20 protein-coding genes are annotated in these 23,301 nt (G+C 64.8%); 9 read left to right on the top strand and 11 right to left on the bottom strand.

From position 1 onward, the window contains the following. The first annotated feature begins 215 nt into the window (after positions 1–215). A complete protein-coding gene (locus E5222_RS15805; protein ID WP_136694752.1) occupies positions 216–1,325 on the top strand; it encodes a M23 family metallopeptidase in 1,110 nt (369 codons plus the stop codon). After that, positions 1,315–1,743 (top strand): bactofilin family protein, encoded by a 429-nt coding sequence (locus E5222_RS15800; RefSeq protein WP_136694751.1) that lies wholly within the window; start codon positions 1,315–1,317, stop codon positions 1,741–1,743. The genes E5222_RS15805 and E5222_RS15800 overlap by 11 nt, the downstream gene beginning before the upstream one ends. 87 nt (positions 1,744–1,830) lie before the next feature. On the opposite strand, the gene E5222_RS15795 is transcribed toward E5222_RS15800, so the two are convergent. The 4 genes from E5222_RS15795 to E5222_RS15780 form a co-directional block, all read right to left on the bottom strand. Then, complete coding sequence (locus E5222_RS15795) at positions 1,831–2,562, bottom strand: DUF1013 domain-containing protein (RefSeq protein WP_211196175.1); 732 nt, start codon at positions 2,560–2,562, stop codon at positions 1,831–1,833. A gap of 124 nt (positions 2,563–2,686) precedes the next feature. After that, positions 2,687–3,730, bottom strand: coding sequence for a glycosyltransferase family 4 protein (locus tag E5222_RS15790; protein ID WP_136694750.1), 1,044 nt, complete (start codon positions 3,728–3,730; stop codon positions 2,687–2,689). 13 nt (positions 3,731–3,743) lie between these two features. Then, positions 3,744–4,670, bottom strand: coding sequence for a UDP-2,3-diacylglucosamine diphosphatase (locus E5222_RS15785; protein ID WP_136694749.1), 927 nt, complete (start codon positions 4,668–4,670; stop codon positions 3,744–3,746). Between the two features lie 125 nt (positions 4,671–4,795). Then, positions 4,796–5,599 (bottom strand): DUF8021 domain-containing protein, encoded by an 804-nt coding sequence (locus tag E5222_RS15780; protein ID WP_136694748.1) that lies wholly within the window; start codon positions 5,597–5,599, stop codon positions 4,796–4,798. A gap of 299 nt (positions 5,600–5,898) precedes the next feature. Here E5222_RS15780 and E5222_RS16785 point away from each other — a divergent pair, with 299 nt between their 5' ends. After that, on the top strand, positions 5,899–6,876 hold the full coding sequence (locus tag E5222_RS16785) for a roadblock/LC7 domain-containing protein (RefSeq protein ID WP_246021832.1): 978 nt from the start codon (positions 5,899–5,901) through the stop codon (positions 6,874–6,876). An 83-nt stretch (positions 6,877–6,959) separates the two neighbouring features. On the opposite strand, the gene E5222_RS15770 is transcribed toward E5222_RS16785, so the two are convergent. Further along, the gene (locus E5222_RS15770; protein WP_246021831.1) at positions 6,960–7,943 is read right to left on the bottom strand and encodes an NAD(P)H-quinone oxidoreductase; all 984 of its coding nucleotides are present in this window, start codon (positions 7,941–7,943) and stop codon (positions 6,960–6,962) included. A 112-nt stretch (positions 7,944–8,055) separates the two neighbouring features. Between E5222_RS15770 and E5222_RS15765 the strand changes: the two genes are divergently transcribed. The 5 genes from E5222_RS15765 to E5222_RS15745 all read left to right on the top strand — a co-directional run bounded on the left by E5222_RS15765 (position 8,056) and on the right by E5222_RS15745 (position 14,202). After that, positions 8,056–8,259 carry a DUF1192 domain-containing protein gene (locus E5222_RS15765; protein WP_136694746.1) on the top strand — a complete coding sequence of 68 codons (204 nt, stop codon included), beginning with the start codon at positions 8,056–8,058 and terminating at the stop codon, positions 8,257–8,259. A gap of 188 nt (positions 8,260–8,447) precedes the next feature. Beyond that, a complete protein-coding gene (clpA, locus tag E5222_RS15760) occupies positions 8,448–10,823 on the top strand; it encodes an ATP-dependent Clp protease ATP-binding subunit ClpA (RefSeq protein ID WP_136694745.1) in 2,376 nt (791 codons plus the stop codon). A gap of 74 nt (positions 10,824–10,897) precedes the next feature. Then, positions 10,898–11,902 (top strand): ligase-associated DNA damage response exonuclease, encoded by a 1,005-nt coding sequence (locus tag E5222_RS15755; protein ID WP_136694744.1) that lies wholly within the window; start codon positions 10,898–10,900, stop codon positions 11,900–11,902. Further along, entirely contained in the window at positions 11,902–13,500 is a 1,599-nt protein-coding gene (locus E5222_RS15750) for a cisplatin damage response ATP-dependent DNA ligase (RefSeq protein ID WP_136694743.1), read from the top strand. The genes E5222_RS15755 and E5222_RS15750 overlap by 1 nt, the downstream gene beginning before the upstream one ends. 45 nt (positions 13,501–13,545) lie before the next feature. Beyond that, positions 13,546–14,202, top strand: coding sequence for a YoaK family protein (locus E5222_RS15745; RefSeq protein WP_136694742.1), 657 nt, complete (start codon positions 13,546–13,548; stop codon positions 14,200–14,202). Here E5222_RS15745 and E5222_RS15740 read toward each other — a convergent pair. The 6 genes from E5222_RS15740 to E5222_RS15715 are packed head-to-tail and all read right to left on the bottom strand — an operon-like array spanning position 14,190 to position 20,471. Next, a complete protein-coding gene (locus E5222_RS15740) occupies positions 14,190–14,468 on the bottom strand; it encodes a DUF167 domain-containing protein (RefSeq protein WP_136694741.1) in 279 nt (92 codons plus the stop codon). The genes E5222_RS15745 and E5222_RS15740 overlap by 13 nt on opposite strands. After that, entirely contained in the window at positions 14,449–15,021 is a 573-nt protein-coding gene (locus E5222_RS15735; RefSeq protein ID WP_246021830.1) for a gamma carbonic anhydrase family protein, read from the bottom strand. Before E5222_RS15735 ends, E5222_RS15740 begins: the two co-directional genes overlap by 20 nt. After that, complete coding sequence (locus tag E5222_RS15730; RefSeq protein WP_246021829.1) at positions 15,018–17,249, bottom strand: fused MFS/spermidine synthase; 2,232 nt, start codon at positions 17,247–17,249, stop codon at positions 15,018–15,020. The genes E5222_RS15735 and E5222_RS15730 overlap by 4 nt, the downstream gene beginning before the upstream one ends. Next, entirely contained in the window at positions 17,242–17,814 is a 573-nt protein-coding gene (locus E5222_RS15725) for a GNAT family N-acetyltransferase (RefSeq protein ID WP_136694739.1), read from the bottom strand. Before E5222_RS15725 ends, E5222_RS15730 begins: the two co-directional genes overlap by 8 nt. Continuing rightward, complete coding sequence (gene hemB, locus E5222_RS15720) at positions 17,807–18,802, bottom strand: porphobilinogen synthase (protein ID WP_136694738.1); 996 nt, start codon at positions 18,800–18,802, stop codon at positions 17,807–17,809. Before hemB ends, E5222_RS15725 begins: the two co-directional genes overlap by 8 nt. A gap of 49 nt (positions 18,803–18,851) precedes the next feature. Further along, entirely contained in the window at positions 18,852–20,471 is a 1,620-nt protein-coding gene (locus E5222_RS15715) for a M23 family metallopeptidase (RefSeq protein ID WP_246021828.1), read from the bottom strand. Between the two features lie 229 nt (positions 20,472–20,700). On the opposite strand from E5222_RS15715, the gene E5222_RS15710 reads away from it, so the two are divergent. Then, positions 20,701–23,286 (top strand): helicase-related protein, encoded by a 2,586-nt coding sequence (locus E5222_RS15710; RefSeq protein WP_136694737.1) that lies wholly within the window; start codon positions 20,701–20,703, stop codon positions 23,284–23,286. Positions 23,287–23,301 lie beyond the last annotated feature (15 nt).

Below are 23,301 nucleotides of genomic sequence, written 5' to 3'. Positions count from 1 at the left end.
GCGCCGGAAGCCATTTATACGGTCGTTCCAACGACTCATCCCGTTGTGCCTTCGATTCGCCCCAAAGGTTAAGAACTTCGTTGGACCTTATAGGGTAGAGCGCTACCCACATCGGCGGACGGAGAGAACAAATTCACGGGGTCGTCTTGAACACGAACAAAGCTGGCGGATTTTGGGATCGCCTGCGGTCATGGTTCCCGGAGCGCGAATTTTTCATGCGCTCCCACGGTCAGGTCCGCTTCATCACCATTACGACACGCATGCAGATGGCAGCCGCCAGTCTGGCGCTGGTCGCCCTGCTCGGCTGGGGCGGTTCGATGGGCGCGATGGCGATCAGCCAGTACCGCGCCAGCTCGGAACGCGCCGACCTGCTCGATCGCGAGGCGCAGGTTGCCAACGCCGAAACTCGCCTCGATGCCTATCGCGACGACCTGGAGGCGACCACCGCCGACCTGGAGAAGCGCCAGGATTTCCTCGATGGCATCCTCGCCATGCTGCCTGAAGACCTGCTGAACGACAGCGAGGACGAGGCGAATACCGTTTCCGATTCCGCCGAGGAAGCCGAAGAACTGATCGGCCTTATCGAAAGCGCCATTCCCGAAGCAGCCGGCCTTGCCCGGCTGGAAGCGCGCCAGCTCGCCTTTGTCGAGTCACTGACCCGCTATGCCGACCGCCGCGCCAAGCGCACTGAGGAAGCGATCCGTTCGCTGGGCCTCGATCCGCGCATGGTGATGGTGGCCGATAACGAGGCATTGGGTGGTCCGCTCGAAATGCTCGCCTCGGATGCCGACGGTTCGCTCGATCCGCGCTTCGAGCGGCTGGCGCTGAGCCTGTCGCGGATGAGCTCGCTCGAACGCGGCCTCAGCGAAATCCCGCAGGTCATGCCGGCGGACATGCGCACCATTTCCTCCGGCTTCGGCTATCGCCGCGATCCATTCAACGGCCGCGCCGCCATGCATCGCGGGCTGGATTTCCGCGGTCCGCACGGCGCACCGATCCTGGCTGCTGCCGACGGGCGCGTCAGCTTCGTCGGCAACAAGTCGGGCTATGGCCGCGTGGTGGAGATCACCCACGGCAACGGCATGATGACGCGCTATGCCCATATGTCGGCCTGGGATGCGCAGGTCGGCCAGCATGTGGATGCCGGCGACCAGATCGGCCGCATCGGCAGCACTGGCCGCTCGACCGGCCCCCACCTCCATTTCGAAGTTCATATCAACGGCCGCGCAGTCAATCCGCGGCCCTTCCTGGAGACGGCTCCCGATGTTCTCGAAGAAGCCCGAGCAGAATTCACCCCAACCGACGGTGCGACCCATGGCGAATAATTCGGCTACCTTTTCCGTGATCGGCCCCGATGTGACCATCAAGGGCAATATTGAGGCTTCGGCCGACCTGCATGTGGATGGCCGCGTGGAAGGCGACCTTACGTGTCAATCGCTTGTGCAGGGTGAGGCGAGTCATATCGATGGCAATATCAAGGCCGACCGCGCGCGGCTGTCCGGCAATGTGAAGGGCACCATTGCCGCCAAGGAGCTGGTGATCCTGAAGAGCGCGCGGGTCGAGGGCGATGTCACTTACGACACGCTCACCATTGAGCAGGGCGCAACGGTCGACGGCCGCTTTGCCCCCAAGGGCATGAAGCCCGAAGCGCGCAGCACCAATCCGGCAGCCCGCCCCGCAACTGCCACACCCGATGCGCAGGCAAAGGGGGACGAGCCCAAGCTCTCGCTCGCCGGCCAGTAAGCACTACGCGCTACGGCAAACCCGGATACGAAAAGGGCGGCCCTGCAAGGCCGCCCTTTTGCTATGCGATGATGGGAACGAGGCTGGTCAGCTCTCGCCGCTATCCGCTTCGGCGGCGCGCTTGGCTTCGAGCCATGCTTCGGCCTCGGCTTCCTGCGCGGCTTCGGCGGCGGCCTTGCTGGCGGCTTCGCGTTCTGCCTTCAGCTCCTCGATCAGGGCGGCGCGATCGTCCTTCTTCTCGGGCGCCGGTGCCAGCTCCTCGCCTTCCTCGGCGGCGGGTGCCTGCGCGGCGGCCTTCTTCGCAGCCTTGGCAACGGCAGCGTCGAGCTCACGCTGCGAGCAAAGGCCCAGGGTTACCGGATCCTTGGGCTGGATGTTCTGGATGTTCCAGTGGCTGCGATCGCGGATGGCATTGATCGTGTTGCGCGTGGTGCCGATCAGCTTGCCGATCTGCGCATCGGAGATTTCCGGATGGCTGCGCAGGATCCAGGCGATGCCATCGGGCTTGTCCTGCCGCTTGGACACCGGCGTATAGCGCGGGCCCTTGGTGCGGCTGACGTCCACCGGCGCCTTCTGCATTTTCAGCGAATAGTTCGGATCGGCCTGGCCACGCTCGATCTCCTCATGCGTCAGCTCGCCCGAATGCACCGGATCGCGGCCGGTATATTTCTGGCCCGCAAGGTCGTCCGCCATCGCCTGCACTTCGAGGATGTGCAGACCGCAGAATGCGGCGATCTGTTCGAAGCTGAGCGCGGTGTTGTCGACCAGCCAGGAAGCGGTCGCATGCGGCATGAGGGGAGTGGGCTGTGCCACGGTCATTCTCCAGTACGAAATAAAGAGGCCGCCCCTCGCGGGACGGCCGTAATAGCCCACGATCTACTCGTTCGCCGGGAAAACAGCAAGCTTTTGCGTCGGCCAGCGCGGAATCCCCGCCACGCCGCACTCAGGCGGTGAGCGGTTCGAGCGCGCGGCGCGCGGCCTCCGGCGGGGCAGGGCATAGTGCTTCACGGAATTGCCGCGCACTGGCTTCCCAGCTGAAAGAGCGGCCATGGCGCAGGCAATCGGCGCGCTCCCGCGTCAGCGCCGCAGCAATCGCGGCATCGAGATCCTCGTCCATGGCGCCCGATTCGGCGGAGAGCACGTCGAGCGGTCCCGCCACCGGATAGGCGGCCACCGGCGTCCCGCAGGCCAGCGCCTCGATCATCACCAGGCCGAACGTGTCGGTGCGGCTGGGAAAGACGAACACATCGGCCCCAGCATAGCAGGCGGCCAGCGCCTCGCCCGAGCGGCGGCCCAGGAAATGGGCATCGGGAAAGCGCGCCTTCAAGCTTTCCAGCGCCGGACCATCGCCCACGACGACCTTCGATCCGGGATGGCGGGAGGCGAGGAAGGCCTCGATATTCTTCTCCACCGCCACACGACCGACATAGAGCTGGATCGGCCGCTCGAGCGCGAAATAGAGGTCGGGCGGCGGCAGGTCGGGCTGGAACGTGGCGATATCGACACCTCTGCTCCAATGGCGGAGATGGGTCAGCCCCTGTTCCTCCAGCTCGCGCGCGATTGTGTCGGTGGCGACCATGATCGCGGCGGACGGGCGATGGAAATGGCGAATGATCGGCCAGATCCATTCCACCGGGAGCCCGGTGCGGCGGGCGACATATTGCGGGAATTGCGTGTGATAGGCGGTGGTGAAAGGCAGCTTGCGCCTCAGGCACCAGCGCCGCGCCGCCCATCCCAGCGGACCCTCCGTGGCGATATGGATGGCATCGGGACTAAATCGCGCGATCCGCTTGCCGACGCTGCGCGGCCCGGCCAGCGCCAGCCGAATTTCGGGATAGGTGGGGCAGGGAATGGAGCGGAACTGGTCGGGTGCGATGAGCTCGACCTGGTGGCCTTCCCCACGCAGTTGTGCCGTTACGCTGCCGAGCGTACGGACCACGCCATTGACCTGCGGCTCCCAGGCATCGGTGACGAGAGCGATACGCATGGGGCCGGGCCGGTCAGGCGGCGGCGGGCACGGCCCGCTCGCTTTCGAAAGTCGCATCTTCTGCAGCATCACGCTCGCGCCGGGCGATCTCGTCGGGCCAATGGAGGATCTCCATCCGGCCGTCCTCATGCTCGACCAGCGCATTACAGCCTTCGACCCAATCGCCATCGTTCCAGTATTCGATAGACTTGCCGTCATGGGTGAACATGCGGTGCTCGGCCGTGTGGATATGGCCGCAGACCACGCCATCGACGCCGCGCTGGGCAGCGGCGCGGGCAACGATCTCCTCATATTGCGAGATGAACTCGACCGCGTTCTTGACCTTGTGCTTGGCCATTTTCGACAGCGACCAATAGGACAGGCCGAGCCGCTGGCGCACCGCGTTGACCCACTGGTTGAGCCCCATCAGCGCGGTGTAGGCGGCATCGCCCACGAAGGCGAGCCAGCGGTGGGCGAGCATGACCGTATCGAACTCGTCCCCATGCAGTACCAACAGCTTGCGGCCATCGGCGGTTTCATGGAAGGCCGCGCGCTGCACCTCGACCCCGCCGAAGTTGAGGCCAGTGAACTGGCGGAACATCTCGTCATGGTTGCCGGGAATATAGACGATTCGCGTGCCGCGCTTGGCGCGCTTGAGGATGCGCCAGACGATATCGTTATGCGCTGCGGGCCAATAGAGCTTCTTCTTCAGCCGCCAGCCATCGATGATATCGCCGACAAGGTACATCACCTCGCTGTCCGTATTGTCGAGGAAGTCGATCAGCAGATCGGCATTGCAGCCCTTGGTGCCCAGGTGCACGTCGCTGATCCAGATGGTGCGGAACTTGCGCCTCTCGGCCCGGCGTGGCTCGGGGATCACCGGCTCATGCTGGTCGAAGCCGGAAATATCGGGCAGGTCGCTGCTATTGCCGAAATTGCCTTCGAGATAGTCGCCAAACATGAGCCGCAAGTCCCTTTTCGCCGTGACTTGGCTTTGGCTCTATGAATCCTGTTTGTTACAGGCGTTGCGCATTTCGACGACAGATCGGAGTCAATGTGACCCCTGCGTGACACGGGGAGCTGGCCCTACCCCTGGATCACATAGGCTTGGCGCCCCAGCCACGGGGAGACCATGTTATAGGGGACGGTGACGAAGACCGCTTCAACCCCGGCGATCTTGCCGCCGACGATCTTGAACAGCTCCAGCAGAACGAAGCTGTGCGGGAAGTGGAAGATCGACTTGTGCTTGCTGCCATCGGTCCAGGTCACGTCGATCACCTTGCCCGCATGGTCGATGAAACCCGCGGCGCAGACGATGCCCTTTTCCTCGTCGACAAGGGGGAAGCGCCGGTCGCGCAGGCGATCGTCATAGATATATTGCCCGAGGCGGAACTGGTCCGCCGTGCCCATGCGGGCGATCGGATAGCCCTCGATCTCGGTATTGGTGGTCTGCAAGCCGTTCTCGATGCGATCGCAATCATCGGTAAACTCCGTGTGGAGTGTCCCGTCATTAAGCTCGATCGTATCGAAATAGCCATTGGCGATGCGGATCATCTCCTCCCGCGACACCCTTTCGCCCTCGGGCACATCGGCCAGCATCAGCGGGCGCGGCGCGTCATATCCTTCGATCGAGGGAAAGGGCCCGAACTCCATCTCGCGGCAGATAATGGTCTCGATCTCGCTGATCGCATCGCCTGTGAATGCGAGCCTCAGGCCCATGATCGCGGGATGGCCGTATTCCTCGACCACGCCGAACCAGCTGACCTGGCCCGTTTCGGAATCGGCACATTTGAGGTCGTAATGCGGCCGCCGCGCGGAAATCGTGTTCCACAAACCGTCGCCAATACGCAGTTCGACATTATTTTCAGTGAATATATAGCCTTCCGCCAACTTTAGCCGGTCAGGTTGTTTGGCCGCCAGCGCATCAAGGTATTCCTCCGCGCGGGAGTAGAGTACCTCCCGGCTAAATGTTTTTATTTTCAAAGGCTTCACCCCCCAACCGCCAGCAACCTTGTCGGCTCCTCGCTGCCGGTAGGTAAAGCAATATCGCCCGCCGGCAATCCCGAAAGGTTAATTTGCCGGTAAGGTGTCCACGTAGTCCTACTTACGGTGAGTTAACCTTTTGCCGCCAGAGGTCTCGCTCAAGAACAAACCAGCCTATCGGGCTCGCAAGAATTGGAGCAGAAATCTTGAACACTGCGCCTGCAACGACGCGGGAAGATTCTGCTTCGCGAGAGCGTCGCGCACATATGCTCGCCTATGATCTGTGGGGCGCGGCATGCGCCAATTCGCGCTTTCCCACGGCAGAAGCTGTTCTCGACAACAAGCGGTGCTTTTTCGGCGACCAGGCACTCGTCATTCGCTTCCAGGAGACGGATGGCAGGGATGCGCAGGTGGTTTCCATCGGCCAGGCGATTGGCGAGGGGATCGACTGTCCCACGCCCGTGGCCAAGGTGCCCAGCCGGTCGCTCGCATCGCGCATCACAGCCCATTTCCTCGAAGCCGTGGCCAACCAGTCGCCGGTCGGCTTCGAAGCGCAATTCGAAGATTCCCAAGATCGTTCAATTACTTACCGGGCAATCGCGCTGCCCTGCGCGAGCGATGGCAAGACAATCGACACGGTACTTGGAGTCATCAGCTTTCGGGTGGGAGCGCCCGACGGTCCGGAAGACGCAGGCATGGATTGGCCTGGCGACAATCCGGAGGGGGCCAGTCCCACACTCGAAAAGGCACCGGAGACCTCCGGGTCGAAGTCCACATCGCAAGAAGCAAGAAAAGTTCAATTTAGGAGAATAATCATGAGCTATCAGGATAAACTCGACGAAATCATGGAAATCGACGGTGCGATCGCCACCGCTCTGGTCGACATGGACAGCGGCATGGCACTGGCCACCTCGGGCAACCCGAAGGGCCTCGACCTTGAAGTTGCTGCAGCCGGCAACACCAATGTGATGAAGGCCAAGATGAACACCATGGCCGACCTGGGCCTGAAGGAAAACATCGAGGACATCCTGATCACGCTGGATTCGCAGATCCACATGATCCGTCCGGCCACCTCGGAAAGCGGCAAGGGTCTCTTCATCTATGTCGCTCTCGACAAGAAGAAGGCCAACCTGGCCATGGCTCGCCACAAGCTGCGCATCGTCGAAAAGGGCATCGAAATCTAATTCGATCCCTTCTTGAGATATGCGGGCCGTCATTCCGGGAAATGTCCCCGGTGTGGCGGCCCGTTTTCTATTGCGCCAAGGCCTTATTCGTCCACGGCGAGGACGATCTTGCCGAAATGCTCGCCTGCTTCCATCCGGCGATGCGCCTCGGCCGCCTCGGAAAGCGGGTAGATGCGGTCCATTTGCGGGCGCAGCTCATCCATCGCCACCAGCGGCCAGGCATTGGCGGCAATATCGTCCGCCAGCAGCGCCTTGAAGGCATCGGACCGCGCGCGCAGCGTCGAACCGGTCAGCGTCTGGCGCTTCACCATCAGTTTGCCGACATGAATTTCGGCAGTCGGTCCACCCAGCGTGGCAATGGTCACCAAGCGCCCTTCCACCGCGAGGCAATCGAGATTGCGCTGCGTATACTCGCCCGCGACAACGTCGAGGATCACGTCGGCACCCTTGCCGGAGGTGAAATCGCGCACCGCCTCGCCGAAGTCCCGCGTGCGGTAATTGATCGCCAGATCCGCACCGACACTGCGCGCCTGTTCGCATTTCTCGTCGCTGCCGCAGGTCGCAGCCACGCGCATGTCGAACAACTTTGCGAGTTTGATCGCCATGGTGCCGATGCCGCTGGTCCCGCCATGGACCAGCAAGGTCTCGCCATCGCGCGCCAGTCCGCGCTGGAAGACATTGTGCCACACGGTGAAGAGCGTTTCGGGCAGCGCCGCTGCCTCCGCCATCGACAAGCCCGCAGGCACGGGCAAGCACTGGCCGACAGGAACCGTGCAATATTGCGCGTAACCGCCGCCATTGGTGAGCGCGCAGACCTTCTGGTCGAGCATCACCGGGTCCACGGTTTCTCCCAGCGCGACGATCGTGCCCGAGATTTCCAGCCCCGGCAGGTCGCTCGCCCCCTTGGGCGGGGGGTAGGCGCCTGCGCGTTGCAGGCAATCGGGCCGGTTCACGCCCGCATGGCTGACCGCGACCAGCACCTCGCCCGCAGCCGGGCGCGGCACCGCGCGCTCCTCTTCCACCAGTACTTCCGGCCCTCCCGGCGCGGAAATAGCCGTGACTCTCATTGTTGCAGGTAAACTGTCCACCAATCCCATTACTGTGCCCCCAAGCTCCTCCACAGTCCTTAGAGTCGGCACCCATTGACAGCAAGCGGGTGACTGGCGATGCTCCACGGCAATGGAAGATGACCTTCCTCGCAAGCGTGGTGACGCTGCCGGCCAGCTGGCCCGGGAACAGCTCGACAGCTATTCGCAGGACGAGCTGCTGGCCCGCATTGACATGCTCGAAGCGGAAATCGCCCGGGTAAAGGCGCATCACGCCAAGGCGGCGGACCATCGCAAGCTGGCCGACACGCTGTTCAAACCGCGAGAATCGGACTGATGGCCCGGGCGAGGCCGCCTCTGACCCTCGCAATCGCGCTTTGGCGCACCATATGTCACACATCACGACGAGAGCCGGGCGCAAACCGGCCAGCATCTGTCACAACGGCCGTGCCGCGCAGGGTGAGAGCGGCGTTCGCACAATCGCAACAATTTGGGTCGTACACTCACCGCAACGGATAGGATTTTATGCCAAGTTTCGCGCAAAATCTTGAAAAGACGCTCCACAACGCGCTCCAGCATGCGACCGATCGCAGCCATGAATATGCCACGCTCGAACATCTGCTGCTGGCGCTCGTGGATGACGAGGACGCCGCCGAGGTGATGACCGCCTGCGGCGTGGACCTTGCCGAGCTTGGCAATGTGGTACGCCAGTATCTCGACCAGGAATACCAGTCCTTGAAGACCGAGGACGATGCCGATCCGCAGCCGACCGCCGGTTTCCAGCGGGTGATCCAGCGCGCGATCCTGCATGTGCAGAGCTCGGGCAAGGATACCGTCACCGGCGCCAATGTGCTGGTCGCGCTCTTCTCCGAGCGGGACAGCTACGCCGTCTACTTCCTGCAGCAGCAGGATATGAGCCGGCTGGACGCGGTCAGCTTCATTTCGCACGGCATCGGCAAGGGCGGCCGCCAGATCGAAAGCCGCCCGCCGACCGGGAGCGAGGAGAGCGAGGCGAAGGCCGAGGACAAGCCCGACAAGAACAAGAAGGATTCCGCGCTCGACCAGTTCTGCGTCAACCTCAACCAGAAGGCGCTGGACGGGAAGGTCGATCCGCTGATCGGCCGCGGGGCGGAAGTGGACCGTACGGTGCAGATCCTCTGCCGCCGGTCGAAGAACAACCCGCTCTATGTCGGCGATCCCGGCGTGGGCAAGACGGCGATTGCCGAGGGCCTGGCGCGCAAGATCGTGGAAGGCGACGTGCCCGAAGTGCTCGAGGATGCAGTGATCTACTCGCTCGACATGGGCGCGCTGCTGGCCGGCACGCGCTATCGCGGCGATTTCGAGGAACGGCTGAAGCAGGTCGTCAACGAACTTGAAAAGATGCCGGAAGCCATTCTTTTCATTGATGAAATTCACACGGTGATCGGCGCAGGCGCGACCAGCGGCGGGGCGATGGATGCCTCCAACCTGCTGAAGCCCGCCCTGTCTTCGGGGGCGATCCGATGCATCGGTTCGACCACCTACAAGGAATTCCGCAACCATTTCGAGAAGGACCGCGCCCTGCTGCGCCGGTTCCAGAAGATCGACGTGAACGAGCCGACGGTTGAGGATACAATCAAGATCCTCAAGGGCTTGCGCAGCGCTTTCGAGGAGCACCACAAGGTCCGCTACACGCCAGATTCCATCAAGACGGCGGTGGAAATGAGCGCGCGCTACATCAATGACCGCAAGCTGCCCGACAAGGCGATCGACGTGATCGACGAGGTCGGCGCGATGCAGATGCTGGTTCCGCCCAGCCGCCGCAAGAAGACCATCACGGCCAAGGATATCGAGAAGGTGATCGCCACCATGGCGCGCATCCCTCCGAAATCGGTGTCGAAGGATGACAAGGCGGCGCTCGCCAATTTACAGAAGGACCTGAAGCGCGTCGTCTATGGGCAGGACAATGCGATCGAGAAGCTCTCGACCGCGATGAAGCTGAGCCGTGCAGGCCTGCGCGATGCGGACAAGCCGATCGGCAGCTTCCTGTTCTCCGGCCCCACCGGCGTCGGCAAGACCGAGGTTGCGCGCCAGCTCGCCAGCATCATGGGGATCGAGCTCAAGCGCTTCGACATGTCCGAATACATGGAGCGTCACAGCGTCTCCCGCCTGATCGGCGCGCCTCCGGGCTATGTCGGCTACGACCAGGGCGGATTGCTCACCGATGCCATCGACCAGCACCCCCATTGCGTGCTGCTGCTCGACGAGATCGAGAAGGCGCATCCCGACCTGTTCAACATCCTGCTGCAGGTGATGGATAATGGCCGCCTGACCGACCATCACGGCAAGACGGTCGATTTCCGCAATGTGGTGCTCATCATGACCACCAATGCCGGTGCGTCGGATGCCTCCAAGCAGGGTATCGGCTTTGGTGCCGGCACCAAGACGGAAGCGCAGGCCGAAGCGGTGAAGAAGATGTTCACCCCGGAATTCCGCAACCGTCTCGATGCCATCGTGCCCTTCGATTACCTGGGCCAGGAAACCGTCAGCCGCGTGGTCGACAAGTTCATCCTGCAGCTGGAACTGCAGCTGGCCGAGCAGAACGTGCATATCCAGTTCGATGGCGATGCGCGCGAATGGCTGGCCACGCGCGGCTACGACAAGCTGATGGGCGCCCGCCCGATGGCGCGCCTGATCCAGGAAAAGGTCAAGCAGCCGCTCGCCGAGGAGCTGCTGTTCGGCAAGCTGGCGCAGGGCGGCGAGGTGCATGTGAGCGTGAAGGAGGACAAGCTCGCCTTCGAACTCACCCCGGCACCGCCCAAGGCGGCCAAGCCGAAGCGCAAGAAGGCGGCGAAGAAGCCCGATCCCAAGCCCGAGACTCCGGCCTCCGAGGAGGCTGGCGAGGATAAGGGCGAGGACTGAGCTTCCCCGCTTCAATCGATACGGACCAAGGGCGGCGCTGGAACTTCCACGCCGCCCTTTCCATTTAAGCTGGCATGAGCGGCGACTTCTCCTGGATCCGGCCGGAACCGCACGGCATTCACGTCGTGCCCGCCGATGTGTGGATTGACCCTTCCAAACCGGTCGACCGGGCGCTGGTGACGCATGGCCATGCCGACCATGCGCGCGGCGGGCATGGCGCGACGGTGGCGACACCCGAGACGCTGGCGATCATGAAGCTGCGCTATGCGACAGCGGAGGGCGCGCAGCCGGTAGAATATGGCGAGACGATCAGGCTGGCAGGCGGCGTCGATGCGACCTTCATCCCCGCGGGCCACGTGCTGGGCAGCGCGCAGATCCTGCTCGAGCATGCGGGCGAGCGCGTGGTGATCACCGGCGACTACAAGCGCCGCCCCGATCCGACCTGCCCGCCTTTCGAAGTCACACCCTGCGATATCTTCATTACCGAGGCGACATTCGGCCTCCCCCTCTTCACCCATCCGCCGATCGGGGAGGAGATGGCAAAGCTCCTGAAGCGCCTCTCTGACAATCCGGAGCGCTGCGTGCTCGTCGGCGCCTATGCGCTGGGCAAGGCGCAGCGCGTGATCGCCGAATTGCGTGCAGCGGGGCACACGGATCCAATCTACCTTCACGGCGCAATGGAGAAGATGTGCCGCCTCTATGAGGAGTTCGGCGTCGACCTGGGCGAGTTGCGGCTGGTGGCGGATCACACCAAGGAGGAGATGCGCGGGAGCATCGTCGTCTGCCCGCCTTCCGCGCTCAACGACCGCTGGAGCCGCCGCCTGCCCGAACCGATCACCGCGATGGCGAGCGGATGGATGCGCGTGCGCCAGCGCGCGCGGCAGCGCAATGTCGAGCTTCCCCTCGTCATCTCCGATCATGCCGACTGGGACGAGCTCACCCGCACGGTGGAGGAAGTCGACCCGCACGAAACATGGATCACCCATGGCCGCGAGGAAGCGCTGCTGCGCTGGCACCAGCTGACCCAGCGCCGCGCCCGCGCGCTCGCCATGGTCGGGCGCGAGGATGAGGACGATTGATGCAGAGCTTCGCTGCCCTGATCGACGCGCTCGTCTACACCTCCAGCCGCAATGCCAAGCTGCAGCTGATCGCCGACTATCTGCGCGAAACGCCCGATCCCGATCGCGGCTGGGCCATGGCCGCGCTGACCGACGGGCTCGACTTCCCGGCGGTGAAGAGCTCGACCATTCGCAATTTGATGAAGGAGCGGGTCGATCCGGTGCTGTGGTCGCTCAGTCGCGATTTCGTGGGCGATACGGCAGAGACGGCCAGCCTGCTCTGGCCGGACAACCCGCAGGCCGGCGACGCGCCCTCGCCGAGCCTGGACGAGGCGGTGCAGCGCCTCTCAGCAATCACCCGCAATTCGGCGATGAGCGAGCTTCCCAGGCTGCTCGACCCGCTCGATGCCTCGGGCCGCTATGCGCTGATCAAACTGGCGACGGGCGGAATGCGCGTGGGCGTCTCCGCGCGCCTCGCCAAGACCGCCTTCGCGCAGGCTTTCGACGTGCCGGTGGATGAGGTCGAGGAATATTGGCACGCGCTCACCCCACCCTATGCCGAGCTGTTCGCCTGGGCCGCCGATGGCGCGGACCCGCCCGATACGGCGAACATGCCGCTGTTCCGCCCCTTCATGCTCGCCCACCCGCTGGAGGAGACGGTGGTCGACCTTGCAGACTATGTCGCAGAGTGGAAATGGGACGGCATCCGCGTGCAGCTCGCCCATGTCGGCGGCGAGACGCGCGCCTATAGCCGCTCGGGCGACGATATCTCCGCGACCTTCCCCGAGATGATCGACGCGCTCGACATTCCCGTGGTGCTCGACGGCGAATTGCTGGTGCGCGGCGATGTGCAAGGCGGCGAGGCTGGCGGGGCGGCCAGCTTCAATGCACTTCAGCAACGGTTGGGGCGCAAGACGGTGTCGAAAAAGATGCTCGCCGAAGCCCCCGCCTTCGTCCGCCTCTACGACGTGCTGATGCTCGATGGCGAGGACTTGCGCGCATTGCGCTGGACCGAGCGGCGCGCGCAGCTCGAAGCGCTGATGGCGCGCTTGCCCGACACGCATTTCGACCTGAGCCAGGTAGTAGAGGCCGACCATTTCGACCATCTCGCCCAGATCCGCGAAGGCGCGCGCGACGATGCGATCGAGGGGCTGATGCTCAAGCGCCGCGACAGTCCCTATGTCGCCGGGCGCAAGACAGGGCTCTGGTACAAGTGGAAGCGCGATCCGCTGCTCGTCGATTGCGTGCTGATGTATGCCCAGCGCGGCAGCGGGAAACGCTCGAGTTTCTACTCGGACTACACTTTCGGCTGCTGGGACGGCGATCCGGACAAGGGCGCCGAACTCCTTCCAGTAGGCAAGGCCTATTCGGGCTTTACCGACGAAGAGCTGAAGAAGCTCGACCGCCATGTGCGGCAAAACACCGTCAACCGCTTCGGCCCGGTACGCGAAACGGACAAGAGCCTCGTCTTCGAAGTCGCCTTCGACAGCGTGCATGAGAGCAAACGGCACAAATCCGGCCTCGCCATGCGCTTCCCCCGCATCAGCCGCATCCGCTGGGACAAGCCCGTGCATGAGGCGGACCGGATCGATGCCTTGCGGGCGCTGATCCGCGACTGACCGCCAAGGATTGAATTTTCCCACGCCAGCGCGCAGAGTTCCTGCATGCACACCATGGCACGTGCCGACCGCCTGCTAGCCTATGCCATCGCCGGCGCGGCGGGCTTTGTCGATGCGGCTGGTTTCCTTTCGGCCGACCGCTATTTCGTCTCCTTCATGTCCGGCAATACCACGCGCCTTGGTGTGGAACTGGCGAGCGGTTCGAAAGCTGCACTGGTGGCGCTGCTGCTGCTAGCGGGTTTCGTGGTCGGCGTGATGCTGGGCGCGATTTTCGCCGAAAGGTTCGAACGGCGGAGGAAGTCTGCTGTCCTTACACTCTCCGTCAGCTTCCTTGCCCTCGCGGCGGTGGGGCAGACATTCGGCAGCACAGCCATCTTCCTCGGCGGCGCGGTGCTGGCGATGGGCATCATCAACAATGTGTTCCGCCGCAATGGCGAGGTCGCGCTGGGCGTCACCTATATGACCGGCGCGCTTGTCCGCATGGGTGAAGGCCTGGCTGGATGGATCGACGGCAGCGGGAGAGGCAGGCGCGGAGCGGTGCCGAGCATGATCCTGTGGGGCAGCCTTTCGTTCGGCGGTTTGCTGGGCGCACTCGCCTTTCTCGAAAGCGACACCGGGGCGCCGTGGCTGGCGGTTGCCTGGGTGGCGATACTGGTGCTGGGTGCGCGCCGGGTCGAAAGCGCGGATCTTCAGTCGAGCTGAACGAGCTTTTCCCGCGAAGTTGCGCCGCGCAACAAGTGGAGGCGCGAGGGCGCAGTGCCAAGGGCCTTGGCCAGCAAGGCGAGCACCGCATCGTTGGCCGCACCATCCTGCGGCTTGGCGCGCACTTTCACCAGCACGCGGCCCTTCTCGATGGAGATACCCTCGCTCTTCGCGCCGGGCGTGACGCGCAAGGCCAGCCGCCCCTCGCCATCGGCGCAGGCGCGGATCGCCTCGGCGGCGGGCAGGTCAGCTTTCGGACGCGCCACGGATTGCAGCGAGATGTTTCTGCGCCAGCTGGCAATAGCGTTCGGTCTGGAAGCGGATCTTTGCGATCTGCGCCTCATCCTGCCTGCGCAGGAACTTGGCCGGGCGGCCGATCCAGATCTCGCCGGGACCGATCTGCTTGCCGGGGCTGAGCAGAGCGCCCGCCCCCAGCATCCCGCCTGTCGCGATGCGCGTGCCATCCATGGCTATAGCGCCCATGCCGACAAAGGCCCTGTCCTCCAGCACGGCGCCATGGACCACGGCCATGTGCCCGATCACGCAATCCTCACCGATGATCGTCGGCTCGCCATCGGTGTCGGGGCGCGGACCTTCGACATGGAAGACGCTGCCATCCTGCACATTGGAGCGTGCGCCTACCTCGATCCGGTGAATGTCGCCGCGCAGCACGCAATTGTACCAGACGCTTGCCTCGGGCCCGATGGTGACATCGCCGATGATGCGCGCGCCGGGCGCGATGAAGGCGCTCTCATGGATCTGCGGCACCTTGCCTTCGAAAGGCAGGATGGTCGCGCCAGGGAAACGGAAATCGATCACAGGAAGCTCCCCCACATCAGGTGCGGCAGGATGGAGGCATAGTCGTCGGTCCAGACGCGGCCCTTGGGATCGCCGAGTTCTTCCCACCCGCCTTGCTCGGTCAGCTTGGCCAGCTGTTCCGGATCGCGCGCCATCGCCACCCAGATGGAGGCGGTGGTGGCATCGACTGTGCCCTCCACCGGCTCATGATGGCGGACGGCAGCGACATAGCCGCCCTCCTCCGCCAGTCGCGCCAGCACCGGGCGCAATTGCACGAAGCGGTTGGAGATGTGGAACAGGACCAACCCGTCCTCGGACAGGGCGCGGAAGTAGATGCCGAGCGCCTCGCGCGTCAGCAGGTGCTGCGGGATCGCGTCGGAGGAGAAGGCGTCGATCGCCAGCAGGTCAAAGCTGGCGGGCGCCATCTGCTCGATCTCCAGCCGCGCATCGCCGATCACGACCGGGGAATCGGGCGCGCATCGATCCATGAAGGTAAAGACGCCGCGGCGCGAATAGTCATGCACCACCGGATCGATCTCGAAGAAGGTCCAGGCCTGCCCAGGCTGGCGGTAGCAGGCGAGCGTGCCCACCCCGAGGCCGACAATGCCGACACGCGCATCCTCTCCGAACAGCTCTGGCAATGCCTGCATGGCAAGCCCGATGCCCGCCTCGCGCCCGTAATAGGTGGTCGGCTCCAGCTCCCACCCCTCTGTCGTGCGTTGTACGCCATGGAGCGTGGTGCCGTGGGTGAGGAGCATATTGCCCTCCTCGTTCTGCCGGGCCGAATAGATGCCGAAATAGCTCCGCTCGCGATCGCCGCTGATCGTGGTGTTGAGCTGGCCCAGTCCGCCCAGCGCCAGCAGGATCGCCAAAGTCGCGGCGACGAATGACCAGCGCCGCGCGGCCAGCACCATGGCAAGCACCACGATGGCGGCAAAGCCCCCGAGTTGCAGCGCGCCCTGCCAGCCAGCGTCCAGCTCCTGCCGGTAGAGCAGGCTCGCCCCCATGAAGACGAGGAACAGCGCGGCATAAAGCGCCATGCGCATGCGGCGCGGATCGCCGATAAAGCGACCCAGCAGCGGCGCCCAACGGTCGAGCGGCACCAGCGCAGCGGCGGCGAGGATCAGCAGCGGATGTTCCCAGGTCCAGTCGAACAGCACCGGCGCGAGCAAGGCTGCGAAGAGGCCGCCCAAGGCTCCGCCCGCCGACATGACGAGATAGAAGCGTGTCAGGTTCTGCGCCGAAGGCCGCGTCGCATAGAGCCGCGCATGCAGCGCCACGGCGACCACGAAAAGCAGCACGATGGAAGCGAGCGCGGCGACGAAGCCCGCACGTCCCGCCGCGAACATCGCCACGGCGCCATCCACCAGCAGGATGATCGGCGCGATCATGACGATGAAGCCAGCAATGACCTGCTTGTCCGAAAAGGCGATCGAGAAGCTGAGCAGGTATAGCCCCAGCGGGATCACCCATAGCAGCGGCATCGCCATGATATCGGTGGTGAGGAAAGTGGTGGTCGAGAGCATCAGCCCCGAAGGCGCGGCGGAGAGCGCAAGCCACAGGGCGATGCGCCGCCAGCCGGTCTTCTCGCCGGACGGCTCCTCCGTAGCCTCGGCCTGCACAGCCGTTCCCCCCAATGTCGCGCGCGACAAGGCTACGGCGACAACGAGGAAGATCAGCAGGCCATAGCCCGCCGCCCACAGCCCGCTTTGCGTCGGTGTGGCCATCAGCGGCTCCAGCACCAGCGGATAGGCAAGCAGCCCGGCAAAACTGCCGAGATTCGATGCTGCATAGAGCGGATAGGGATTGCCCGCCTCAGGATGCGCCGCATACCAGCGCTGGATCAGCGGCGCCTGCGCAGAGACGGCGAAGAAGGGCAGTCCCACCGTCAGCAGGAACAGCCAGGGCACCCAGAACACCTCCATCCCCGGCTGCGGAGGCGCGATATCGGCCAGCGCAATCGGCAGGGTGAAGGCGGCAAGCAGAAGCACGGCAAGATGGATCGCCACCTGCCGTGCGATGGGGAAGCGCCCGATCGCATGGGCATAGGCATATCCGGCCAGCAGCAGCGCCTGGTAGACCAGCATCGCGCTGTTCCAGACATTGGGAGCACCACCCAGACGCGGCAGCGCCATGCGCGCCACCATGGGCTGGACCAGGAACAACAGGAAACTTCCCGTCAGGATCGTGACGGTGAACAGCCAGCGCCGGTCGGGCGCTTCGACTTTGCCGACAGCCCCTTCAGCCACGCGTCCCGGCCCACTGCTCTGCCGTGATGCTGTAGGCGATGGTCGGGTTGAGGTCGGGCCCGAAGCGCGGATCGTTGAAATCGAGATCCTCGCGCCGCTGCATGCCCAGCCTTTTCATCAGGCCCCAGCTCGCTTCATTACCTTGAACGGTCAGCGCGATCACGCGCGGGGCACCGAAATGATCCACGGCCAGGTCCATGCAGGCACGAGCCGCCTCATGCGCATAGCCCTTGCCCCAGGCATCCTGCCGCAGGCGCCAGCCGATCTCGAACTCGCCCAGCGGCCCGTTCTCACTGTTCGACTTCTTCAGCCCGCAAGTGCCGAGCATCTCTCCGGAGAGAAAACCGCCATCCTGTTTGCGCTCGAGCGCCCAGAAGGTGTGGCCGTGCTCTGCATGATAGCTCTCGAACCGCTCACGCTGGAGCGTGCGCGCCGCCTCATCGGCGACGCCGCCCAGCCAGCGCATGCCCGCCGGCGTGTTGGTGACCTCGAAGAAGCGGTCCCAATCCTCCTCGCGCCAGTCGCGCAGCACGAGGCGCTCGGTTTCGAGCCGGAATTCAGCCATTGAGCAGCCGTGCGGCCAGCGGTGCATGATAGGTGAGCACGCCGGTGCAGCCCGCGCGCTTGAAGCCGGTGAGCGTCTCCATCACCAGCGCCTCGCGGTCGCCCGCGCCAACGGCAGCTGCCGCCTCGATCATCGCGTATTCGCCGCTCACCTGGTAGGCGAAGACGGGCACGTCGAAGCGCGCCTTCACGCGGGCGACGATATCGAGATAGGGCATGCCGGGCTTGACCATCACGCTGTCCGCACCCTCGGCAATGTCGAGTGCCACTTCGCGCAGCGCTTCGTCGCCATTGGCCGGGTCCATCTGATAGGTCTTCTTGTCGCCCTTCAGCAATCCGCCCGAGCCAACCGCATCGCGGAACGGCCCGTAGAAGGCGGAGGCATATTTCGCCGCATAGGACATGATCTGGACATTGTGGTGCTCGCCCATTTCCAGCGCCATGCGGATCGCCTTGATGCGGCCGTCCATCATGTCCGACGGGGCGATGATATCGGCGCCCGCCTCGGCCTGGTTCACCGCCTGGTCCACCAGAACGGCGACGGTTTCGTCATTGAGGACGTAGCCCGCATCGTCGATGAGCCCGTCCTGCCCGTGGCTGGTATAGGGATCGAGCGCGACATCGGTCAGCACGCCGATATCGCTTCCGCAGGCGTCCTTGATCGCCTTGATCGCGCGGCACATCAAATTGTCGGGATTGAGCGCTTCGCCCCCGTCGTCGCTCCGCTTATCCGCAGGCGTATTCGGGAACAGCGCAAGGCAGGGAATGCCCAGCTCCACCGCCTCTTTCGCACGAGCGGCAATGCCATCGACCGACCAGCGCGATACGCCGGGGAGCGACGCGACCGGCTCTTCCACTCCCGAACCTTCGGTGACGAAGAGCGGCCAGATCAGGTCGGCGGGCGTCAGCACCGTCTCGCGATGGAGCGCGCGGCTCCACGCGCTGGATCGGCTGCGGCGAAGGCGGGTTGCGGGATAGGAACCGGTCATAGGGGCTGGGTCCTGCCGGAAAACGCGCGGGGAGGCAATCGGGCGGCGCTCAGCGCACCTGCTGGCGGTTCTCCAGCCGGTCGATCTCGCGCACCGGCTCTTCCACGGCGTCCGGGTCGGGGGCAAGCGAGGCGAGCGCCGCGCCCGGTTCCACCAGTTGCAGCAGGTCCAGCTGGGCGCGGAAATCGGCGAGCTCCTTGCCGGTCAGCTGCGCACGGGTGACGAAGCGCACCGAGGCGGGATCGATCTTCTGCCCGCCGCGATACATCTCGTAATGAAGATGCGGCCCGGTGGAGAGGCCGGTGGAGCCAACATAGCCGATCACCTGCCCGCGCCTGACATTCTCGCCCCGGCGCACGGCGATACGGCTCATATGCGCATAGCCGGTGCCGAGATTGCCTGCGTGGTTGATCCGCACATAGTTGCCGTAGGAGCCATTGCGGCCCGCATAATCGACGCGGCCATCGGTGGCGGCATAGATTGGTGTGCCGTGGCCAGCGCGGAAATCCAGGCCGCCATGCATGCGGCGGTAGCCCAGGATCGGGTGGCGGCGCATGCCATAGCGCGAGGAGATCGCGCCGGGCACCGGCCGCATCAGCCCTTCGCGCTGTTCGCCAACGCCCGATGCCTCGAAATAGCGGCCCTCCGGCCCCCAGCGCATCAGCCGCTTGCGCGGTTCGCCATTGCGGACGATCGCGGCGTAGAGCAGGTCGCCCACCTCGATCTCGCCCGTGGCGGCGCGCTTGTAGTCGACGATCAGGTCGAATTCGTCCTTGGAGGAGATTTCGCGATCGAGGCTCAGTTCGGTCCCGATCACGCGCAGGAATTGCTGCACCGAAGATGCAGGCGCACCCGCCGCGCGGGCCGAGCGATAAAGGCTGCCTCCCACCGTGCCGCGAATGCGCAGCGGGGTGGCATCGACCATGATCGGGCGCGGGTCCAGCAGCAGCTGCCCGTCGCGCCGCTCCACCGCGAGCTGCAGGTCGAAGCGCGCGCGGAAGGACAGCGCATCGAGCGGACGCGGCTCTCCGGCCACAAGGCGGCGGCCGAGCGTGATATCGACCTGCGTGCCGGACTTGATGTCGCTGATGTCGATCGCATTGCCGATCATGCCCGCGATCTGGCTCGCCTCGATCTCGCTCACCCCCGCACGGCGCAACATGCGGTCGAAGCTGTCGCCCTGCGTCAGCGTGGCGACGAGGTCGAGACGCGGACGCTCGGGAGCGCTCGCCAGCGGGATCACCGCGGTGGTGGCGGCCATGCGGCGGCCATTATCGCCGCCCAGCGCCAGCGGCATGATCATCTGGCTGCGGAATTCGTCGCGCACATCGGCGTCGATTGCCATGGCTGGCGCGGCTTCGACGCGGTTGAAACCCGGCCATGCGGCCAGCGCCAGCGCGGACAGGCCAACCAGCGTCGCCACGCCGCGCATCCAGCGCTTCGAACCGATGTCGCGGGCGAGGTCAGGCGCCAGATCAATGTCGGACAGCTTGAGCGAAGCCTGTTCGCGCCACTCATGATAGCGATCGGAGAGGCTGGCGAAACGCGCCTGCCGGCGCGGTTTCGGGCCAGCGCCATCGTCGATCACTTGCGACAGCGACAGCTGCGCCGGCGCGAAGTGATCGCGCGGCGTATCGAACTGGTCCTTGTTGTCGCTTTCGTTGAGCAAGCGCGCACTCCTTGCTGGCCGCGCGTTCCGTGCACTAGCCTCCCGACGGAACGTTGCGACCCGATCCGGCGTGGATATTTGCCACCGGCTCTGCGCGCATAAAGTAAATTCAGCCTTAACATCGACGAGACGAGTCCCCTTAGCGCCGAATTGATGATCTCGCCGCCCGAAGGCTCCTGTGGGTAAGCGGTTGCACGCGGCCCTGCGGCTCTCCAGATTGGCCGGTGCAATGAGTTCGCGTGTCACAGACAGCCGGATTCGCGCGGTCCTGGGGCCGACCAATACCGGCAAGACCCATTTGGCGATCGAGCGGATGTGCGGTCATTCCAGCGGCGCCATCGGCTTCCCGCTGCGGCTGCTGGCGCGCGAGGTCTATGACAAGGTCTGCAAGATCAAGGGTGAGAGCCAGGTTGCCCTCATCACCGGCGAGGAGCGGATCGAGCCGCCCACCGCGCGCTACCTCCTCTGCACCGCCGAAGCCATGCCGCGCGATGGGGGCAATCGCGCTTTCGTGGCGCTGGACGAAGCGCAGCTCGCCGCCGATCGCGAGCGCGGGCATATCTTCACCGACCGGCTACTCAATGCGCGGGGCCGCGAGGAGACCATGCTTCTCGGCTCGGCCACGCTGGAACCGATGGTGCAGGCGCTGGTGCCGGGCGCGATGATCGAGGAGCGGCCGCGCTTCTCCACGCTCAGCCATGCGGGATCCTGCAAGCTTTCGCGCCTGCCGCCGCGCAGCGCGATTGTCGCCTTCAGCGTCGAGGAAGTCTATCGCGTCGCCGAATTGCTGCGTCGCTTTCGCGGCGGCGCGGCGGTGGTGATGGGGGCGTTGAGCCCGGAGACGCGCAACCGGCAGGTCGAGCTGTTCCAGTCGGGCGAGGTCGATTACATCGTCGCCACCGATGCGATCGGAATGGGCCTCAACCTCGATGTCACCCATGTCGCCTTTGCCTCGCTCTCCAAGTTCGACGGCGTGCGCCAGCGCCGCCTCAACCCCGCCGAAATGGCGCAGATCGCCGGGCGCGCCGGGCGACATCACCAGGACGGGACTTTCGGCACGCTCTCGGGCGGGCGGCGCGAGGCGCTCGAATTCACGGAGGAGGAGGTCTATGCGATCGAGCAGCATCGCTTCGCCCCCCTCACCCGCCTCTATTGGCGCGAGGCGCAGCCGCGTTTCGATACGGTCGATGTGCTGGTCGCCGATCTCGAGAGCAAGCCCGACATCCCGCAACTCGCCGCGGCGCCCGAGGCGATCGATCTCGCCGTGCTCAAGCGGCTGGCGGAGGATCACGCCCTGATGCGCGAGGTGAAGACGCCCGGGCAGGTCCGGCGGCTATGGGAGGCTTGCCAGCTGCCCGATTTCCGCCAGCAGGGCGCGGACATGCATGCGCGCTTCGTGCGGCGGCTGTGGCAGGACTTGCGGCAGGGTCATCTCGGCGCCGATTTCGTCGCCGCGCGCATTGCGGAGCTCGGCCAGGTGCGCGGCGATATCGATACTCTGCAAGGACGGCTGGCGGCGATCCGCAGCTGGGCCTATATCTGCCAGCGCCCGGACTGGGTACTGGCGCGCGACGAAATGGCCGCGCGGGCGCGCAGTGTGGAAGCGAAGCTGTCCGACGCACTGCACCAGCGCCTGACCGAACGTTTCGTTAACCGCCGGACTGCTGTATTGATGAAAAGCATGGGAAAGGATGCCGGATTGCTGCGTGTAGCTTTGGATGAAGAGGGCCGGGTCACGGTCGAAGACCAGGTAATCGGCCATCTCGACGGCTTCCGCTTCGTGGTCGATGCCCATGCCGATAGCGAGGAGCGCAAGCTGATGCTCGCCGCGGCGGAAAAGCACCTGCCGCAACTGCTGGAGCAGAAGGCGAAGGCGCTGGTCGAGAGCGAGCTGGGCGAACTACGCATCGAACGCGGCGCGATCGTGCGCGGCGAACGGCCGGTAGCGCAGCTGGAGCAGACCAAGTCGCCCACCCACTTCCGTATCGTGCTGGAAAAAGAACTCGACGCACTTGAGCCTACGCAGAAGGCGCGGCTGTCAGAGGCGCTGGAGCATTGGCTCGAAGGCCAGCTCGCCCCGCTGGACGCCTTGCGCAAGCTGGAAGAGGCGGCGCAGGACCCCGAAGCGGGCAGCGAAGTGCGCGCATTGCTGCTGACACTGGTGGACCGCAACGGCACGGTGCAGCGCGAAGCGGCGGGCCTAGCGCATATCCCCAAGGAAAAGCGCCCCTTCATGCGCAAGCTGGGCGTGATGATCGGCTCGCTCGACGTCTATGTGCCCGCTTTGCTCAAGCCGGGTCCGCGCATGTTGCTGCGCGCGCTGGGCGTGGACCGGCGCAGCGTGAACGAGAAGATGGAAGCGGTGATCGAGGGTACGAAGCACCTGCCCGCCGGATACCGCCGCGCCGGCCAGCAGGCGATCCGCGTGGACATGGCCGAAAAGCTCTTCCGCGCCGCGCATGAAACGCGCGCCAAGGCCACCGGGCGCGATTTCCCGGTCGATACCGCGCTCGCCACATCGATGGGCCTGCTAGCGGAGAATTTCCAGCGGCTGATGCGCGATGCGGGCTTCCGTCCGCGCGAACAGGTCACGCTGGCAGAAGGCGTGTTCGGCCCGCCGCCGCCGCGTCCGTGGAGCTGGCGCCCGCCGCGCAAGGACCACGCGCCCCAGCAGGGCCAGAGCAGAGGCCGAAGCGGGGGCAAGCCGCGCGGCAAGGGTCCGCACAAGGGCGGCAAGCAAGGCAAGGGCAGGCCGGAGCATCAGCCCGCCACCAGCAATGCCGCTTTCGCCGGGCTGGCGGACCTGCTTGGCTGACGCGCCTGCGCCGAC

The organism is Alteraurantiacibacter aquimixticola (assembly GCF_004965515.1).
GTDB lineage: Bacteria > Pseudomonadota > Alphaproteobacteria > Sphingomonadales > Sphingomonadaceae > Alteraurantiacibacter > Alteraurantiacibacter aquimixticola.
Note: the sequence above shows the minus strand (reverse complement) of the source record. Positions and strands in the feature narration are given on the sequence as shown.

Coding starts and splice junctions, on each gene's coding strand:
- E5222_RS15805 (WP_136694752.1), top strand. CDS start 216: ATGCGCTCCCACGGTCAGGTCCGCTTCATCACCATTACGACACGCATG.
- E5222_RS15755 (WP_136694744.1), top strand. CDS start 10,898: ATGAGCGGCGACTTCTCCTGGATCCGGCCGGAACCGCACGGCATTCAC.
- E5222_RS15785 (WP_136694749.1), bottom strand. CDS start 4,670: ATGTTTGGCGACTATCTCGAAGGCAATTTCGGCAATAGCAGCGACCTG.
- E5222_RS15795 (WP_211196175.1), bottom strand. CDS start 2,562: ATGACCGTGGCACAGCCCACTCCCCTCATGCCGCATGCGACCGCTTCC.
- E5222_RS15745 (WP_136694742.1), top strand. CDS start 13,546: ATGCACACCATGGCACGTGCCGACCGCCTGCTAGCCTATGCCATCGCC.
- E5222_RS15750 (WP_136694743.1), top strand. CDS start 11,902: ATGCAGAGCTTCGCTGCCCTGATCGACGCGCTCGTCTACACCTCCAGC.
- E5222_RS15710 (WP_136694737.1), top strand. CDS start 20,701: ATGAGTTCGCGTGTCACAGACAGCCGGATTCGCGCGGTCCTGGGGCCG.
- E5222_RS15790 (WP_136694750.1), bottom strand. CDS start 3,730: ATGCGTATCGCTCTCGTCACCGATGCCTGGGAGCCGCAGGTCAATGGC.
- E5222_RS15725 (WP_136694739.1), bottom strand. CDS start 17,814: ATGGCTGAATTCCGGCTCGAAACCGAGCGCCTCGTGCTGCGCGACTGG.
- hemB (WP_136694738.1), bottom strand. CDS start 18,802: ATGACCGGTTCCTATCCCGCAACCCGCCTTCGCCGCAGCCGATCCAGC.
- E5222_RS15800 (WP_136694751.1), top strand. CDS start 1,315: ATGGCGAATAATTCGGCTACCTTTTCCGTGATCGGCCCCGATGTGACC.
- clpA (WP_136694745.1), top strand. CDS start 8,448: ATGCCAAGTTTCGCGCAAAATCTTGAAAAGACGCTCCACAACGCGCTC.
- E5222_RS15765 (WP_136694746.1), top strand. CDS start 8,056: ATGGAAGATGACCTTCCTCGCAAGCGTGGTGACGCTGCCGGCCAGCTG.
- E5222_RS15770 (WP_246021831.1), bottom strand. CDS start 7,943: ATGAGAGTCACGGCTATTTCCGCGCCGGGAGGGCCGGAAGTACTGGTG.